20 protein-coding genes are annotated in these 16,335 nt (G+C 43.5%); 18 read left to right on the top strand and 2 right to left on the bottom strand.

The genetic code is table 11. From position 1 onward, the window contains the following. Window positions 1-140: 140 nt before the first annotated feature. The 11 genes from MRBLPE1_RS00280 to MRBLPE1_RS00230 all read left to right on the top strand — a co-directional run bounded on the left by MRBLPE1_RS00280 (window position 141) and on the right by MRBLPE1_RS00230 (window position 8,186). Complete coding sequence (locus MRBLPE1_RS00280; RefSeq protein WP_364140071.1) at window positions 141-569, top strand: hypothetical protein; 429 nt, start codon at window positions 141-143, stop codon at window positions 567-569. Window positions 570-631: 62 nt separating this feature from the next. Further along, window positions 632-1,294 (top strand): HAD family hydrolase, encoded by a 663-nt coding sequence (locus MRBLPE1_RS00275; RefSeq protein WP_364140068.1) that lies wholly within the window; start codon window positions 632-634, stop codon window positions 1,292-1,294. Window positions 1,295-1,828: 534 nt separating this feature from the next. After that, on the top strand, window positions 1,829-2,356 hold the full coding sequence (locus MRBLPE1_RS33120; RefSeq protein WP_414698839.1) for a YfiT family bacillithiol transferase: 528 nt from the start codon (window positions 1,829-1,831) through the stop codon (window positions 2,354-2,356). A gap of 10 nt (window positions 2,357-2,366) precedes the next feature. Next, window positions 2,367-2,762: a GNAT family N-acetyltransferase gene (locus MRBLPE1_RS00265; RefSeq protein WP_364140062.1), complete on the top strand. Its 396-nt coding sequence runs from the start codon at window positions 2,367-2,369 to the stop codon at window positions 2,760-2,762. A 163-nt stretch (window positions 2,763-2,925) separates the two neighbouring features. Further along, complete coding sequence (locus MRBLPE1_RS00260) at window positions 2,926-3,906, top strand: ABC transporter substrate-binding protein (RefSeq protein ID WP_364140059.1); 981 nt, start codon at window positions 2,926-2,928, stop codon at window positions 3,904-3,906. A gap of 146 nt (window positions 3,907-4,052) precedes the next feature. Beyond that, a complete protein-coding gene (locus MRBLPE1_RS00255) occupies window positions 4,053-4,415 on the top strand; it encodes a glyoxalase superfamily protein (protein ID WP_364140056.1) in 363 nt (120 codons plus the stop codon). A gap of 56 nt (window positions 4,416-4,471) precedes the next feature. Beyond that, complete coding sequence (locus tag MRBLPE1_RS00250; RefSeq protein ID WP_364140053.1) at window positions 4,472-5,272, top strand: inositol monophosphatase family protein; 801 nt, start codon at window positions 4,472-4,474, stop codon at window positions 5,270-5,272. A gap of 42 nt (window positions 5,273-5,314) precedes the next feature. Beyond that, window positions 5,315-5,782 carry an SRPBCC family protein gene (locus MRBLPE1_RS00245; RefSeq protein ID WP_364140050.1) on the top strand — a complete coding sequence of 156 codons (468 nt, stop codon included), beginning with the start codon at window positions 5,315-5,317 and terminating at the stop codon, window positions 5,780-5,782. Between the two features lie 77 nt (window positions 5,783-5,859). After that, window positions 5,860-6,591: a ZIP family metal transporter gene (locus MRBLPE1_RS00240; RefSeq protein ID WP_364140047.1), complete on the top strand. Its 732-nt coding sequence runs from the start codon at window positions 5,860-5,862 to the stop codon at window positions 6,589-6,591. Between the two features lie 113 nt (window positions 6,592-6,704). Continuing rightward, window positions 6,705-7,670, top strand: coding sequence for a nucleoside hydrolase (locus MRBLPE1_RS00235; RefSeq protein WP_364140044.1), 966 nt, complete (start codon window positions 6,705-6,707; stop codon window positions 7,668-7,670). A 3-nt stretch (window positions 7,671-7,673) separates the two neighbouring features. Continuing rightward, the gene (locus tag MRBLPE1_RS00230) at window positions 7,674-8,186 is read left to right on the top strand and encodes an acyl-CoA thioesterase (protein ID WP_308996502.1); all 513 of its coding nucleotides are present in this window, start codon (window positions 7,674-7,676) and stop codon (window positions 8,184-8,186) included. 308 nt (window positions 8,187-8,494) lie between these two features. Here MRBLPE1_RS00230 and MRBLPE1_RS00225 read toward each other — a convergent pair whose 3' ends face one another. Then, window positions 8,495-8,629, bottom strand: a complete 135-nt coding sequence (locus MRBLPE1_RS00225; protein ID WP_364140041.1) for a hypothetical protein — start codon at window positions 8,627-8,629, stop codon at window positions 8,495-8,497. A gap of 133 nt (window positions 8,630-8,762) precedes the next feature. Here MRBLPE1_RS00225 and MRBLPE1_RS00220 point away from each other — a divergent pair, with 133 nt between their 5' ends. The 6 genes from MRBLPE1_RS00220 (at window position 8,763) to zwf (ending at window position 14,456) form a co-directional block, all read left to right on the top strand. Next, entirely contained in the window at window positions 8,763-9,182 is a 420-nt protein-coding gene (locus MRBLPE1_RS00220) for a BlaI/MecI/CopY family transcriptional regulator (protein ID WP_364140038.1), read from the top strand. Further along, complete coding sequence (locus tag MRBLPE1_RS00215; RefSeq protein ID WP_364140035.1) at window positions 9,179-10,036, top strand: M56 family metallopeptidase; 858 nt, start codon at window positions 9,179-9,181, stop codon at window positions 10,034-10,036. Before MRBLPE1_RS00220 ends, MRBLPE1_RS00215 begins: the two co-directional genes overlap by 4 nt. A gap of 55 nt (window positions 10,037-10,091) precedes the next feature. Further along, window positions 10,092-10,826 carry a DUF3105 domain-containing protein gene (locus MRBLPE1_RS00210; protein ID WP_364140032.1) on the top strand — a complete coding sequence of 245 codons (735 nt, stop codon included), beginning with the start codon at window positions 10,092-10,094 and terminating at the stop codon, window positions 10,824-10,826. 168 nt (window positions 10,827-10,994) lie between these two features. Further along, the gene (locus MRBLPE1_RS00205) at window positions 10,995-11,357 is read left to right on the top strand and encodes a hypothetical protein (RefSeq protein WP_364140029.1); all 363 of its coding nucleotides are present in this window, start codon (window positions 10,995-10,997) and stop codon (window positions 11,355-11,357) included. A 202-nt stretch (window positions 11,358-11,559) separates the two neighbouring features. Beyond that, window positions 11,560-12,630, top strand: a complete 1,071-nt coding sequence (locus tag MRBLPE1_RS00200) for a S41 family peptidase (protein WP_364140027.1) — start codon at window positions 11,560-11,562, stop codon at window positions 12,628-12,630. 299 nt (window positions 12,631-12,929) lie between these two features. Continuing rightward, on the top strand, window positions 12,930-14,456 hold the full coding sequence (zwf, locus tag MRBLPE1_RS00195; protein ID WP_364140024.1) for a glucose-6-phosphate dehydrogenase: 1,527 nt from the start codon (window positions 12,930-12,932) through the stop codon (window positions 14,454-14,456). Between the two features lie 437 nt (window positions 14,457-14,893). Here the strand turns inward: zwf and MRBLPE1_RS00190 are convergent, their stop codons facing one another. Then, complete coding sequence (locus MRBLPE1_RS00190; protein ID WP_414698819.1) at window positions 14,894-15,532, bottom strand: NADPH-dependent F420 reductase; 639 nt, start codon at window positions 15,530-15,532, stop codon at window positions 14,894-14,896. Between the two features lie 127 nt (window positions 15,533-15,659). Between MRBLPE1_RS00190 and MRBLPE1_RS00185 the strand changes: the two genes are divergently transcribed. After that, a complete protein-coding gene (locus MRBLPE1_RS00185) occupies window positions 15,660-15,989 on the top strand; it encodes a winged helix-turn-helix transcriptional regulator (RefSeq protein ID WP_364140019.1) in 330 nt (109 codons plus the stop codon). Window positions 15,990-16,335: the final 346 nt, after the last annotated feature.

Here is a 16,335-nt window from a genome sequence, read left to right as displayed (position 1 = left end):
GGGTCTTAATCCCGTAATCTCCATGAGCCCGGCAGCTAGCTAACAATTTGTTGGCTAGTTTTTTTATGACCGATCAAGGTACTTAAGGGCAGCAGCTTCAAAAATACGATACCAAGCTGGTATATGGGGGAACGAAAGCAATGAGACCGGATCATTATAAGCTGATGTACGACTTTGTGAATTGGGCGGGGGAGCAATCGCATATTGAAGGAATCGCGTTGGTCGGCCCTTGCGCTGACGATGAGAACGAAGAAGATTCAAATCTGAGCTTTCTGATCATCACTCCCAAAAAGAAGAAAACGTTGGAGGCTATTCTCCAGCTTCCATTTGAACCGATAGAGCAAGCCTCTCAGGAGGAATACGGACTGCTTTCTTCCATTAAAGTTGTCTATGCAAGCGGAATGGAGGCCGATTACGGCGTCACGGGAGAAGAGTGGCTTCAGATGCCTTTAGAGGACGAGCTAGGGGCAGCGCTAATGAGCGGGTTTAAGGTTATTTGGGAAAGCGAGGAACTTTTTGCCGGACTGCAAAGAGCAATTGCCCTTTATGCCATCGATAAGGAAATGTAAGAAGACTATCCGGTAATCTTTTTTAGTTGTATGATGATGAAAATGATTGGAGTGATAGGACAATGACGGACATTAAAGCGGTCATATTTGATCTGGATAACACTCTTCTAGATCGTTCGGGCACGTTCAAAGCTTTCGCAATTTCCTTTCTTCAACATTATTTTGATCATTTGGAATCCCGTCAGCTGCTGCTAGAGCGGATCATTGAGCTGGATCAAGACGGCTATAAGGATAAGCGGGAACTGTTTGAAGAACTGCTTGCGGAACTGCCATGGGCGAGCAAGCCGGCGCTTTCGGAATTAATGCAATATTACAACGATCATTATGTGAAAAATGCCAAGTTAATGGAACATGCCTGGGATGTCATCAAACATATTCAAAGCAAATATAAAACCGCGCTTATTACGAACGGAAGAAAAGAGATCCAATACGGAAAAATCGATCGCCTGGGATTGAGAGCTTCCTTTGATTTCATTATTGTCTCAGAGGAAGCGGGTTATAAAAAACCGGATAGGCGAATTTTTGAAGCTGCCACAAACGCTCTATCATTACAGCCCGCTCAATGTATTTACATAGGTGACCATCCGGCAAATGATATTGAAGGCGCTTATCAGGCAGGTTTATCCGCGATTTGGATGAAGGTGAACCAGCCTTGGCGAGAAAACCTGATGGCGAAGCCGCTGCATACGATTTCGAAATTGAACGAGCTGTTGTTCTTACTATGAGAGGATGAAGGTATGCGGATATTATTAACGAAGCAAGATTTGAACAGCAAGCAGCTGTCATGGTTATGCGTAAAGTCCATATTGGAGGGGGTCAAAGGAAGAGATCCTTCCGTAAAAGCGGATGCATACAGCCAGCTGAATGAGCATCAGAAAGCGTTATACCTTTTTTATGCATTTCATAATCATACAAATTCAGTCGGTGAATTTTATTGGTTTTCTTCTTATTTTATTGGTGAGCTCAAAGCTTGGCCGGCACTGGTTAAAGGCTTGATGGTCTTTGAATTGAAGGAGCTTGCACAATTTTGCAAGGAATTGGAGCAGTGGGCTGCTGCTTGTTTTATGCAATCCGATGGTATATGGCGGTGTGCGGCGGTATCGGATCTGGATCAAGATGCGTCACTGCTAGCCGAAGTTATGGCATTATATGAACGGTATGTTCTTTTAGCCGGGCAAAGCATCCTGATCATGAACCGCAATGTGCAAAACAACCTTGAGCGATTTTGTTTGATTACAGATGAAGAAGGAATGATTACGATGGATGAAAAATATCCGATAGGCAAATTTAATTGGACAGGCGAAATCCCGGCGTTTCAGCGGGAGATTTGGATTGAGGAGATTGCAAAGCTGCCAGAGCGGCTGCGCGCAAGCCTTGAAGGGCTCACCGAGTTAGAGTTAGACACGCCATACCGTGCCGGCGGCTGGAAAATAAAGCAGGTCGTCCACCATATAGCGGACAGCCATATGAACAGCTATATTCGATTTAAGCTCGCATTAACCGAAGAAACCCCTACGATTAGACCCTATTATGAGGATCGTTGGGCAGAACTGCATGATTCTGTTCAAGCGGATATTGAACTTTCTTTAACGCTCATCGAGCAATTGCACAAGAGATGGGTCATTTTGCTAAAGGGACTGTCGGAATCCGATTTTAAGAAATCCTTTTATCACCCTGAATCTAAGGAGACCTATCCACTGGATTATAATTTAGGCAATTACGCCTGGCATGGCAGCCACCATGTCGCCCATATATGGGCAGGCAGAAACCGCATAGGGAAAGGATGAGCACTTTAAAATGATAATCTATCACACGGATAAAATGATATCCGCAGCGGAGCTCTCGCAGGTTTTTGCCAGCTCCGGCATCAAAAGGCCTTATCAAGATTTGGAACGATTGCAAAAAATGATTGAGAATGCTGATATGCTGGTCAGCGCTTGGGACGGTGAACAGCTAGTCGGCATAGCCCGAGCGGTAACCGATTTTGTCTATTGCTGTTATCTATCTGATCTTGCAGTTAACCAAGATTATCAGAGGCTCGGCATAGGGAAGCAGCTGGTCGAGCGGTTAAAGAAAACGTTAGGACCCGAGGTATCGCTCGTTCTGCTATCTGCCCCTACAGCTGTCGAATATTATCCGCGCATCGGGTTTACGCAAACCGATAAATGTTACCTGATTCCTAGAGTGCGGTAAGAATAGAAATCGTTGCTTCTAAGTAAAGGAGCGGCGGTTTCTTTTTTTGGATCAGAGGTTGGATCCCAGTTGACAATGAAAATGATAATTGTTATCATTAGGTGACTTTTGAGGTGGCCGTTTCGCTTCAAGCCAATATAATTGTCCTACAGGGGGAAGTACAGTGATTAAACGCAACAAGAAGTTTGTATTGGTATTAATGAGTTTGATAGTCATGTCGCTTTGGCTCGCGGCTTGCGGAAGCAATAATAAAAATGAAGCAGCAAACCATGCGGCAACCAATGCGCCTGCAGCAACGGAAGCGACGACAGAAAGAACGTTAACGGATGCGCTTGGAAACGAAGTAACGGTTCCTGCCAATCCGCAGCGTATCATTGCCTCATACTTAGAGGATCATCTTGTTGCTTTGGGCATTAAACCCGTTGCGCAATGGTCCGTTCCGAACGGTATTCAAGATTACTTAAAAGATTCGCTTGCCGATGTTCCTACGATCGGTTATGACCTTCCTTTTGAAGCAGTTACAAGCTTTGATCCTGATCTTATCCTTATGGCATATGACAGCAACGTTGAGGGCGACAAGTTCGCTCAATATTCTAAAATCGCTCCGACATTCACCATTGGCGATAAACTTACGGCGGACTGGCGTGCTGCATTGCTCAAAGTCGGCGAGGTTGTCGGCAAGAGCGAAGAAGCGCAAAAAGCATTGGATGCTTACGACGTGAAAGCGAAGGATGCGAAAGAAAAAATCCAAGGCGCTGCGGCAGGAGAGTCGGCGGCGGCACTATGGTTCGTACAAGGCAGCTTTTATATCGTAAGCGAGAAACTTTCAAGCGGAGATTTGCTTTATAATCAACTTGGTTTGGCCGTTCCTGAGGTTGTAAAAGAAATTTCTGCGGCAGGCACAGGCAACTGGAATGCGATTCCTCTTGAAAAGCTGGCTGAGCTCGATGCTGATCATCTGTTCCTGATCAACAGCGGAACGGATGCCGATTCGCAAGCATTAAGCGATCCGATCTGGCAGAACATTCCTGCCGTCAAAAACGGCAAGCTTTATGAATACCCTAGCACATCAAGCTGGCTGTACGCGGGTACGATTGCTTACTCGCAAGTTATTGATGACGTATTGGAAAGCATTGTGAAATAATCGATACCGTTTGGTTGAAAGGACTGTACCTGCTGGCAATTTACGCTGCAGGCTGCAGTCCTTTTTCCTGTTTTCTGCCTTCTCTATGACGACAAACCCATGTATAATCATGGAAGATCAATTACAGGCAAAGGATGTGCGATTCGATGATAACCGCAATGAAGCGTACCGTTCCGATTCTCCGTATCTTTGATGAAGCGAAGGCGCGCGAATTTTATTTGGATTTTTTGGAGTTTACTTGTGACTGGGAGCATCGTTTCGAGCCGGATATGCCTCTTTATATGCAGATTTCAAATGGAGACTGCTTGATTCATTTGTCTGAGCATTACGGAGATTGCACGCCCGGCTCCGCCGTTAGGATCGAGGTTGAAGATGCTAGGGCGCTTCAGCAGCATTTGTTAAGCAAAACCTTCAAATTCGCGAGACCCGGCTTTGATGAGGAATGGAATCAAGTTAAGCTCACCGACCCGTTCGGAAATCGTCTTCATTTTTATAGCGTTAAATCGTGACTGAATTTATCAGCCCGTAAAAACTGGTAAAACCTTGTTGGAAGGAGGCATGTATGATGAACCAAACGATCATAAATACGGCTAGGGAGACAGCTATTTCTGCAGCTTATGAAGCGGGAAAGCTGGCCAGGGAAAGGTTCGGAACGCTTTATGCCTATGAGGAAAAAGATGAGCACGGGGATATCGTAACCGAAGTGGATCATTTGGCTGAGAGCATTATTTTGAATAAAATCAGGCGCGTATTTCCAGACCACAGGATACGATCTGAAGAATTTGGCGAAAATGATCTTTCGAGCGACTGGTTGTGGCTGGTGGACCCGCTTGACGGAACGAATAATTTTGCGGTCGGCATGCCGCTATTCGGTATTTCGATTACGCTTGCTTATAGGGGCGATCCCGTCTTGGCTGTGATTTATGAGCCGATCATCGACCGGTTATATGTGTCAAGCCTTGGCGAGGGCACCCTCTGCAATGCGGTTCCCGTGCAAATGAACCGGGCCAAAGCGTTTAGTAAAGCGCGAGTCGGCTGGATACAAGGACATGCCGTTCAGAACGAACAGCGGGCGGTAAAGCTTAGACATTACATAGACGTGAATACGAAACGAATGATGCGGCTTTGGGCGCCGACCTTGCAATGGACGATGCTTGCCAGAGGAGATTTGGATGCAATCATCGTATACAATTCGGAAGGCGAAGATCTATACTCCGGTATTCTAATGGTGAAGGAAGCAGGAGGAATAGTCTTTGATTACGAAGGAAATCCCTTTACCGGGATAAATGAACAGCCGTATTTGATAGCGTGTCTTCCGGAGCATCAAGACTACTTCATGAATCTAGTAAAAGAAGGATTGGCGTAACAAACCTTAATAAGGTAAAGGCAGAAAAGAGCGGTGAACGAAATGGTCGAAGTAAGAACAGCAATATGGATTAAGGCACCGATCGAGGTTTGTTTCGATTTGGCCAGCGATATCAACGTACATACTAGGACAGTGTGGAAGCATACCCGCGAGAAAGCAATAGCAGGAGTGACGACAGGCCGTATTAACGAAGGAGAGCTTGTTACGTTTGAAGCGACGCATTTCGGGATCAGGCAGCGGCTGACTTCAAAAATAACCGAGTATAACGCCCCATACTTATTTGTGGATGAAACGCAAAAAGGCGCCTTCAAGAGCTTAAGGCATGTTCATCTGTTCGAGAAGCAAGGCGAAGGAACGCTTATGACGGATTTGCTGCGCTTTGAAGCGCCGCTTGGCGTATTGGGCCGGGCGGTAGAACGTCTTGTTTTAAAGCGATATATGACGCAATTTCTAGCGCATCGCAATGAACAGTTAAAGCGATTAGCCGAGGAGACGCCGGCACCCGCTTAATGGATGGATTGAAATGGAATCGCATAATATAAGGAAGAGGCATTGGGGTCGTGCTCTGCCCAGTCAGGAGAGTCATCATGATAGAAGCACTCATAGGTAGTTTTATCTCGGCAATGGCAACCGTGATTGGAGCTGTACCGCTGCTTTTTGTGAAAAGCCTTTCCGAAAAATGGAAGGACGTGCTTATCGCCTTTACAGCCGGTATTATGGTTTCTGCTTCGACATTCGGCTTGCTGCCGCAAGCTTTGAAAGAATCAGGAATCTTTCCTTTAACCGTTGGTTTGCTTATCGGAGTTATCGCGCTTGATTTGTTGGAGAAAAACATTCCCCATATCGACATCGAGCAAAAGCGGGGAATTTCATCCTTCGACAGCAAGTCGCTGCTCGTTATTTTCGCATTGTTCATACACAATATTCCGGAAGGCTTGAGCACGGGATTTAGTTATGCCAGCGCGAATGGCGGTCTTGGTCCCATGGTAGCTATCGCTATCGGTGCGCAGAATATGCCGGAAGGACTCGTATTGGCCATTTTCCTCATTCATTCTAGGGTAAGCAAACTGAAACTCATGCTTATCGTTACGTTGACCGGACTAATGGAGGTCGTATCTGCGATCGTAGGTTATTTTGCCGCAAGCTATGTGGCTGGACTCATAGGCTATGGGTTAGCTTTTGCATCCGGAGCCATGCTATTCATCGTATATAAGGAGCTTATCCCCGAAACCCACGGTCATGGCTACGAGCGGTCAGCCACGTATTCTTTCATCATCGGTTTGCTCATTATGATTTATATAAGCTTCTATTTTGGTTAGCGGTCACAAAATAAGGCTTCATTCTCGCAAGAAAGCACAATCTTTTGGTTTGTCCTTGGTTTTTCTTCCTTTGTTCGTTTACAATAAACGATAGCAAAGGGAGGTATCATGACATGTCAAACCTAAATAGAATGCTGCTGGACGTAGATACTGGCATCGATGATGCTTTAGCGATTCTATACGCGCTGCTCTCGCCGCAGATCAAGGTGGAAGGCATTACGACCGGTTTCGGAAATACGGATGTCGTACAAGCTACTGAGAATACGCTTCGTGTCATTCAAGTTGCGAATTGCGGGTATGAGGTACCCGTAGCAATGGGAGCAGCAGGACCGCTTAGCCGGGTGTTTCCAGGAGCAGTTCCCCATATTCATGGCCATAACGGGATTGGCGATGTGGTGCTGCCGGCTTCACCTAATCAACCGGTAATAGAATCTGCCGCGGAATTCATTGTTCGGAAGGTAAACGAGGCGCCGGGCGAGCTTATTTTAGTAACCGTGGGAAGATTGACTAATCTGGCGCTGGCGTTGCAGCTGGATCCGGCCATTGTGACTAAATTTAAAAAAGTTGTCATTATGGGCGGCGCGGTATTTGTGCCTGGCAATATTACGCCCGTGAGCGAGGCCAATTTGTATGGGGATCCGGAGGCTGCGGCATTTGTTTTTGAGTCTGAGCTTCCTATAACGATAGTGGGATTAGATGTCACGCAGCAAACTCGTCTAACGAAGGAGCATATGCTGTATTTATCTCGCGAGATCAACGCAGACAAACGCGAAATATATGACTTCTTAGACGCGGCTTTAGAGCGTTATTTTGATTTTTATGCCTTTTCCAACCATTTTGAAGGGGAATGTCCCATGCATGATCCTTTGGCTGTAATCGTTGCGGTTAACCCGTCGATCGTGCAAGTGGAAACGATGAATGCGGTAATCGATTGCGGAAACGGTTATACAGCGGGTATGATCGTCACGGATCGACGAGTACGCTCGGTCGTTGGCCGTCCCGTCGATTTCTGCTTAGAGGTTGATAAGGAAAAAGCGATTGCAGAACTGTTATCCGTATTTACTAAAGGGGAAAGATAACCGATGGAAAAAAGATTTTCACGCGAATCAAAATGCTACAAAACAGCAAGGGTTTTCCCTCCAGACGTAAATAATCATAATACGTTGTTTGGCGGTAAATTGATGGCTTATATCGATGATATAGCATCGATTGCAGCAACCAAGCATTGCCGGCGATCCGTCGTAACGGCATCCACGGACTCGGTGGATTTCTTGCATCCTATTCGGCCGTCGGATTCGGTTTGTTTGGAATCATTCGTTACCTGGACGGGGCGTACTTCGGTAGAAGTGTTTGTTAAGGTAATAAAAGAAGATTTGCTCAGCGGGGAGCGTAAGGTGGCAGCAACGTCCTTTTTAACTTTTGTTGCGCTTGACGAGAATCGCAAGCCTGTTCCGGTACCGCTTGTCGTTCCGGAAACGGAGGAAGAGCTTAAGCTGTTCGAAACAGCGCCGCACCGTGCGGAGATGCGGAAGATAAGAAGAGACGAGAGCAAAAAATTCGCCGGCTTTTTGACGGTTAAGCATCCTTGGGACTGAAAAATTCGGATCTATTCGTTATAAAATGGAGATAATCATGCTATTTTTAACCAAAAAATGACCGAAATCCCGTGATGAGAACATATGTTCTACGTAGATGCACAATGAAAAAACCTTTTGATTTTCTATTTTTGTTAAAAATTACATAACTAGAGCGGATTGCTTCTTAATGGGGCACAATTTTACGAAATTGCTTATGGTATACCGTGAATTATAGCAAAATGCCCTTTTTTACCAACGAGAACAAATGTTCTGATTTAAAATAATTTGAAAGGGCAGCTCCTTACAAGGGCTGCCCTTGCTGCATGTTAGCAGCTCTTATTATTTTTCGATTTCTTAGGAATCGATTCGTCATCCCGGCTCATTTTGTCGCCAAATTGTTCGAGCCGGGAGGGACTTGATGCTGGACCATCATTGTCGGGTTTATTGTTTCTTCCTGTCACTTTAATCACCTCCAGCAAGTATAGGGTGAGCAGCAAACGAACATTTCATACTTGCGGACTGCAGCGCACCATATCTTCTCTCTTGAAATGGGATTTTGACTGCACTATAATATGTAGTGAAGGGTGGAAGTCCATGGATATCAAAAATTTTAAATACGGCGAAGTCGGCTTAAATCGATTTTTCGGTTCCCTGGAAGCCAAAATTATGGACATTCTATGGGAAGCAGAAGAGCTGAGCATTAAGGAAGTTCAGCTTCGATTGGAGAAGGAGAAGCAAATTAATTTTAATACGGTCATGACCGTCATGAACCGATTATTAGAAAAAGGCATTTTGCAAAAAAGATTAAAGGGAAGATTATCGCTGTTTCGTCCCGTCGAATCGAAGGAAACATTTATAGAGCAGCAATCGAAGCGATTAACTGAAAACCTAATGGATGAGTTTGGCGGCGTGGTCATTAATCATATGATTGATGCGCTCAAGGATGTCGATCAATCTTTGCTTGATAAACTCGAACAAAAAATCCAGCAATTGAAGAAGGACAAGCCGTTATGAGATGGCAGCGGAAGTCCGCTACCATAATGGCTGTCAGTTTTTTTATCGCGATTTTGGTTTGGAGCCAGATGGGAATGTATTTGGCCCATCTCTTGTTCGGCGTAAACGTAAAAGTGAATTTTTTTAAATTTTGCATCAGCTTGTTTAAAGAAAACTCCTTTTACTATTTCTTAGTCATTACGTTTCTAAATTCTTTAATCGCATATGCCATTTTAATTACATGCCTTAAGATTACCCAGCAATATGTGCTTTCAAGACGTTTTAAAACGAGGCTGATGTCGCTCAGAAATATCATTCTGACGGCGAATATCATCCAAGAATTTCAGCCGCTCAATCAAAATATTATCGTTATCGATCACAACCGGGCAATGGCGTTTACGGTTGGATTTAGAAGGCCGTTAGTCGTGCTGTCAAGCGGATTAATTGAGATGCTCGACCGGGAAGAGCTGGAGGCGGTAATCGCGCATGAAGCTTTCCATCAGTCTAATTATGACTCGCTCAAAATATTCCTGCTGCAGTTAATCTCGCAATCGCTTTGGTTCATTCCCGTTACGAAATGGACTTACCGGAATTATAAGCTTATAAGCGAACTGCTTGCAGACGAATATGCCGTTCAGAAAACGGGCTCAGAGCTTGGTCTAGGAAGCGCGTTGCTAAAGCTTATCAAAAAAGGATTCAGTGATCATCCTACACCGGTATTAGTCTATTTTTCCGATGGGGTGGTTAATTACCGATTGCAGCAGCTCGTTGATCCTAATCAAATGATACCTGTTCGTTTAGGAATGATTTCTATTGTGATCTCTATACATGTTTTGCTCTTGTTTATGGGCATGATTGTATTAGCGATCACATAGTTTTTTTACCAATATACACTACAATGCGTAGTGCCAGGAGCGTGTGGAAGATTTTATGAATGAACATGTGGGATTACATCAGCAATCGGGTTCTTCTTACTTTTTACTTTATACCGCAGCGGTTATTTTGATCATGGCGTTGCTCGGCTATTGGTATGCTAACAAATGGAATAAGGAAAATACGAGCAAGTTAAAGAAGGAGCAAAAAGCAGCGCTAAAGCAAAAAACGAAAAAAATGCGAATGGCGGCGCATCTGCTTTTGAGCGTTTCTATTATCGTCGTCATCGTACACTTTGCTAAGGATCTTGGCAAGGAATACGATGTGGACACCTTGAATCTAAAGGCGGCAATTGAGGTGACCGAGGATAAGAATTACGGAGCGGAGCATTCGGATGACCCGGTTTCTTATGAAATGAAAATTCCTACATCAGGCACGCACAGTCCTCATGATTTGAAATTTGGTTTTTATTCGGAAAAACCGGCAAACGAGATGCTCGTTCATAATTTAGAGCATGGCGACATCATCATTCATTACCGTCCCGGCGCGGATGCCCAAATCATTGAGCAGCTCAAATATTTTGTTAACTTTAGAGAAGCGGGAGCCGGCATTTTGGCCGTTCCCGATGAGAATATCCCATCCGGCAAAGAGGTTGTCGTCACCGCATGGACCAAAACGATGGAGCTAGCCGAATACGACGAGACGAAAATCGCAACTTTCATATATGAGTATATTAATGAAGGCCCTGAGAAAATTCCCGCACAAATCCGCAGAGGCGGAGGGACGATGTAGAAGGGAAGCGGCCACAAAGTTAAGCAGAACCAAAACGGGAGTTATCCGTTCGGTTCTGCTTTTTTTGCTGGTCTAAAGTCTTGGAATGAGCTTGGCGAAGGTCTATTTGAATAGAAGTTTGATCCTGCTATGATAACGGGAGTCTGTAAAATATTGGAGGAATTCAAAATGGATCCCATGGTCATTTTTGATTCGGTTAAATGGTTGACTATGGAAGAGATCGTCATGCTGGCTATGTATTTCATCACCCTCATTTTATTTGCTATTCCTTTCAAAAAGGAGCACAAATGGTTCCGAATAATGCCATTCATCGCAGTTGCGGCAGCTATAGTTAGCATCGTTAAAGGCAATATGACCTACATGGCCATTTTGATTTATACTCTAACAGCAGCAACGTTTTTGTTAACGCTCAAAAGATGGTTTAAATCTGCTCCGCGTAAGTTAAATATAAAATTTATCATCCTTAGGCTAACCGTTAGGTTATTAGGAGTACTGCCTATTTGCTTATCCTGTTTGTGGCAGGTGAAATGAGGTATAATCCGGTCAGTCATTATGAAAAAATGAGTTATTCTGCAGCTTTTACCGCCTTACATGACAGGATGAAAGACGAATATCCCTTCGGGGAGTGGAAAAATATGAATTGGGCTGAGCTGAACAGACCTATGGGCCAATTTTTCAAAAAGCAGATAGCGAGCAGGACCAAGAGCTCTATTACAAGACTTTAAGAGCTTATTTGTTTTCTTTCCGTGACCGCCATATTGAAATTACAAACGAACAATTGTATGAAGACAACGTATATTTTAAAAAGGAAAATGGCGGCAGCTTCGGCATGAGTACGATCCAGCTCGATGATGACAGCGTGCTTGTTTCATTCCTTTTAAAGGGAGGTTCTGCCGAGAAAGCGGGCATAAGGCTTGGAGCCGAAATTTTGAAATGGAATGGCCAGGACGCAAAGAAGGCGTATTTAGTAACCGAATGGAGCGATTATCCATTTACAACGGAGGCGGATCGGCAGTTCAATCAAGGACGTTTTATGACTAGAGCTCCTGTCGGCAAAAGAATCGTTATTGAATATAGGAATATAACAGGGGAACAGGATTCTCAAGCAACCATGACCGCCGTCGACGATCAATTCGCCACATTAAAGCAAACAAAAATAAAGCTGACCAAAGAAGATCCGCCAATAATTAGCGAGATTATAAACGGTCAGTATGGTTATTTCAAAATCAATTATTTCTTACCATCCAAGAAATTCCCTAAACCAGCACTTCTATTGGTTAATCAAATACATGAATTTGAGAAAAAAGAGATCAAGCATTTAATTATCGATGTGCGAGACAATCCCGGCGGAGATGATGGACTCGTTACAGAAATAGCTGGGCATTTTGTGAATGAAGAGCGTTTTTATGAATATGCCAGCTATTATAATCGGTTTACCCAAGCATTTGAAATCAACCGGATGGAGACCTATACGATTCAGCCTAGACAGCCTTATTTTGCAGGAGATATCATTATTCTTATCAATAACAGAACCGTGAGCTCTGGCGAGGGATTGCCCATGGCATTAAAGGGGCTTCCTAACGTAATGATTGTTGGATTCACACCGACGAATGGTTCTTTTGGTGTTGTTAGCAGTCCAATCTTAGTGAACATGCCAGGCGGATATACGATTCAACTGCCTGACGGCAGGTCACTTAATAAGGATAAGAACATTCAAGGTGATGTTGACCGTTACGGGCAAGGCGGAGTGACGCCAGATATTCGAATTCCATTGAATGCGGAAACGTCAAAGCCAAGTATTTGAACGGACAGGATGTTGAGTTAGACTATGCCTTGAAGCTGCTTTCAACGTAAGTTGTAACCGATCGAACGACAGGCTTCAACCAGCTCGGGTTTCGAACGTAAGTGGAACGCACGCCCGTTAACATAGATCTGGTCTATAGCTCCTGTGAAATATATTAATTACTTGAATAGATGCATTTCGTATTATAGTGAAACTAAGAAAAAGAAAACATTACTTGTGGGATTTGGAGGGATAGTGCTGCTGCTTTAGGCACTTCCTAGTGTGGTCACAATGGAAGCCATGTTGAAGGGAGAAATAAAATGGAGGCAACAACATTTGTTTTGTTTGGAGCGACAGGAGATTTAGCCAAAAGAAAAATTTACCCTGCCTTGTATAACTTATTTGTCGATCAGAAGCTGCCGCAATCATTTTCTGTGATTGGTCTTGGAAGAAGGGAATTGTCAGATGAAACTTTTCAAGCAAATGTCGAGCAATCCCTCCATCATTTTTCCAGACGCGAAGCAAGCGATCCTGTATTAATCAAAAAATTCCTAAGCGCATTCCGTTATAGCGTATTGGATGTAGGCCATAAAGAAGATTATCAAAAGCTGCTGCACATGATAGAACAACGCGAGGAAGCGCTGAATTTACCACCGAATCGGATGTTTTATTTATCCGTTGGGCCTCAATTTTTTGAAGCGATAGCTTCCAACATCAAAGAAAGCGGACTTGGCTCTGCAAAAGGCTGGAAGCGCCTGATTATCGAGAAGCCTTTTGGCCACGATTTGGAATCCGCACGGGAGTTAAATCATAAGCTGAGCAATGCTTTTACGGAGGATGAAATTTTTCGGATTGACCATTATCTAGGAAAACCGATGGTGCAGAAGCTTGGGGTTTTACAGCAGACGAATCCGGTTATTAATGCTTTGTGGTCAAACCGTTACATTGCGAACGTGCAAATTACGGCAAACGAAACCGTTGGCGTTGAAGAAAGAGCAGGTTATTACGATCATGTAGGCGCGGTCAGGGATATGTTTCAAAACCATATGCTGCAGCTGCTTATGATGGTGGCGATTCACCTTCCTACGAACAGCACCTCCAAAGACGTGCGCTTTAAGAAGAAGCTGGTAATGGAGTCCCTTGAGCCGCTTGACAAAGAAAATGTTAAAATGAGCGTGATCCGCGGCCAGTACAAAGAAGGAACCATTCAAGAGAAACCGGTTATCGGTTATACTTCCGAGCCAGGCATTGCCACAACGTCCATGAATGACACCTTTATAGCGGCTAGATTGCAGATCGATGATGTGTTTTGGCGTGACGTTCCTTTTTATATCCGTACAGGCAAAAGGATGAAGGAGAAATCAACGCGAATCGTCATCGAGTTCAAAGAACCGTTGAAGCAGCACTCATCGGCAAATGACGATAATAAAATACCGAATTTGTTAGTATTTGAAATTGGCCCTAACGAAGGCATCACATTGCAATTGAATACGAGGAACCCGCAGCATAAAGAGGAATTCATGCCGATGAACATTGACTTCCATACAAGTCCACATGATGTGCCAGAGGCTTACGAAAATTTGCTTCACGATGCTTTACACGGAGACGCTACGTTTTTCTCGCATTGGGATGAAGTTGAATTGTCTTGGAAATGGGTTCAACCCATCTTGCATGCGTTTGAAGAAAACCTTGCGCCGCTTCATCTTTATTCAGCAGGTACTTACGGTCCTGCAGAGTCCGATGAGTTATTGGCGAGAGACGGCTACCATTGGTGGTTAGATTCCAAGCCTCAACAAGAAATAAAAGCACAAAAAGAAGAAGAATATGCCTATCAAGCCAATCATTGATTAGTGAGCTATTAATGAATTAATGATTAGACTAAAGAGTGCTTTAATATGTCACATTGTTTCTAAACAGACAAATCGCCAATTTATTAATTGACGGTTTGTCTGTTTTTAGTATTTGTCGCATTCGACAAGTACAAATACCGGTAACCGTGATCGTTCATGCAGCTGAGCTTCAAGTAATAGCACACCTATTACACATTTTGCTTTTCAAAAATGAGGGAGGATAAGAACTTGTATCCTTTGCCTTATTGTCTACGAGTATTGTGCACCTATGAATGTTATAAATATATCGAAAAATAAAGTGTTAGATTGAGAAAAAGTATTGGACTGATGATGTTTCACTAAGCTAACGGGTAGGATAGTTGAATATTTGCCCATTATGGGGGTGCTCCGTAACGATCTCGGAGCCCAATAAAGAGTACTCTGAAATCAATATTTTAGTGTCTTAACAAAGCAAATGCTGAACCTGGAGAATGTAATTGAATTTCACTAATCACACATGCAAGCATGATCGATTCTTGTAGAAGGCTTTGCCGTATGTCACCCAAGTCAACAACCGTTGTCCAACCAATATCTTTAAGCAAAGCTCTTACCTGATATTTAGATGAATTATTGTTTCCGCACATAAACATGATTGGCGAACCTTCTTTAAAATATGGATGGATCATGATTTTGTCACTGATTGTATTGAGTGTTTTAACAACATGACTTTCCGGCAATAACTTTTGGACTATTACCCCTGCCGATGTATCGTGAAGGAGTAAGCGTGGACCGTTTTCAAAATGTATGGAATTGCTTACATCAATGACCGTCTTGTTTTTTAGATAGACTGGATCGATCGTTGCAAGAACATCTTTTAAACAGGACCAAGGGAGTGCTACAATGATGATCTCGCCAAACCGAGCGGCTTCATCAAGTAATGTAATATCTCCAGATTCGCCTACCTCCTGCTTCCAAGAAACATGCTTCGAGTTATGCGGATCTCGGCTGCTGATTAAAACACGATGACCTGATTTAACAAATCCCTCCCCTAAAATTTTACCTACATTTCCAGCTCCAAGAATTCCAATGTTCATACGCATGCTCTCCTCTCTACGAGTGATTATATGAAGTTTATGAATGATGAACAATAAGGCACTTTTAAGTATCCAACCATAGGGGTTATGATATGGGGTATAATATAGATGAAAATGGGGTGAGCGAATGCCTGTCCAACTAAATGAATGCCCGGTAGAAGTTGTATTTACGATGTTAAGTGGGAGATGGAAAATTCCGATTTATCGATACTTATATAATAATAACAAACCAGTGCGTTATAGTGGATTACTGCGGCATTTACCATCTATTTCGAAAAAAATACTAACGGAACAGCTTCGCGAACTTGAGCGTGATGGAATCATTGAAAGGAAATCATATCCTGAAACTCGACCAAGAGTAGAATATATGATGACTTCGTCCGGAAGATCAATGATTGTATTTCTTGATAAAATGAGTGAGTGGGGCGAAGAGCACATCTTATCGAATAAAACTTAATACAGTAATTCCGATAGTAATAAGCTTTCTAACCATGAATACTTGAAATAAAACCGCATTATGGAGGTGAGAGTGAAAAAAAAGAAGCACTTATGATTAAACTAACGGGACACGATAGTTCAACCCATGAAGGGCTGCCATGTGGCAGCCCTTCGCTACGCTAACGGACAGAATAGTTCCAATATGTGTTAAAGTTAAGTTGTATATAAAGTCAACACAATTTTCGGAAAGCAGAATACTGAACTTGAGGAGAGGATTTAAGTGAATGATGAATCAGTTAAAAGAAAGGTCATTCAAATCCTCAAAGACATGTAGTCTCGGTGGTTCTGTGTGTTACCTGTATTGG

Origin of the sequence: Paenibacillus sp. LPE1-1-1.1 (assembly GCF_040676435.1) — a bacterium.
Taxonomy (GTDB): Bacteria; Bacillota; Bacilli; order Paenibacillales; family Paenibacillaceae; genus Pristimantibacillus.
This window is presented reverse-complemented; position numbering and strand designations above follow the sequence as displayed.

Excerpts from the sequence above, each read along its gene's own strand:
- MRBLPE1_RS00280 (WP_364140071.1), top strand. The coding sequence starts at position 141 with ATGAGACCGGATCATTATAAGCTGATGTACGACTTTGTGAATTGGGCG.
- MRBLPE1_RS00275 (WP_364140068.1), top strand. The coding sequence starts at position 632 with ATGACGGACATTAAAGCGGTCATATTTGATCTGGATAACACTCTTCTA.
- MRBLPE1_RS33120 (WP_414698839.1), top strand. The coding sequence starts at position 1,829 with ATGGATGAAAAATATCCGATAGGCAAATTTAATTGGACAGGCGAAATC.
- MRBLPE1_RS00265 (WP_364140062.1), top strand. The coding sequence starts at position 2,367 with ATGATAATCTATCACACGGATAAAATGATATCCGCAGCGGAGCTCTCG.
- MRBLPE1_RS00255 (WP_364140056.1), top strand. The coding sequence starts at position 4,053 with ATGATAACCGCAATGAAGCGTACCGTTCCGATTCTCCGTATCTTTGAT.
- MRBLPE1_RS00250 (WP_364140053.1), top strand. The coding sequence starts at position 4,472 with ATGAACCAAACGATCATAAATACGGCTAGGGAGACAGCTATTTCTGCA.
- MRBLPE1_RS00245 (WP_364140050.1), top strand. The coding sequence starts at position 5,315 with ATGGTCGAAGTAAGAACAGCAATATGGATTAAGGCACCGATCGAGGTT.
- MRBLPE1_RS00240 (WP_364140047.1), top strand. The coding sequence starts at position 5,860 with ATGATAGAAGCACTCATAGGTAGTTTTATCTCGGCAATGGCAACCGTG.
- MRBLPE1_RS00235 (WP_364140044.1), top strand. The coding sequence starts at position 6,705 with ATGTCAAACCTAAATAGAATGCTGCTGGACGTAGATACTGGCATCGAT.
- MRBLPE1_RS00230 (WP_308996502.1), top strand. The coding sequence starts at position 7,674 with ATGGAAAAAAGATTTTCACGCGAATCAAAATGCTACAAAACAGCAAGG.
- MRBLPE1_RS00220 (WP_364140038.1), top strand. The coding sequence starts at position 8,763 with ATGGATATCAAAAATTTTAAATACGGCGAAGTCGGCTTAAATCGATTT.
- MRBLPE1_RS00215 (WP_364140035.1), top strand. The coding sequence starts at position 9,179 with ATGAGATGGCAGCGGAAGTCCGCTACCATAATGGCTGTCAGTTTTTTT.
- MRBLPE1_RS00210 (WP_364140032.1), top strand. The coding sequence starts at position 10,092 with ATGAATGAACATGTGGGATTACATCAGCAATCGGGTTCTTCTTACTTT.
- MRBLPE1_RS00205 (WP_364140029.1), top strand. The coding sequence starts at position 10,995 with ATGGATCCCATGGTCATTTTTGATTCGGTTAAATGGTTGACTATGGAA.
- zwf (WP_364140024.1), top strand. The coding sequence starts at position 12,930 with ATGGAGGCAACAACATTTGTTTTGTTTGGAGCGACAGGAGATTTAGCC.
- MRBLPE1_RS00190 (WP_414698819.1), bottom strand. The coding sequence starts at position 15,532 with ATGAACATTGGAATTCTTGGAGCTGGAAATGTAGGTAAAATTTTAGGG.
- MRBLPE1_RS00185 (WP_364140019.1), top strand. The coding sequence starts at position 15,660 with ATGCCTGTCCAACTAAATGAATGCCCGGTAGAAGTTGTATTTACGATG.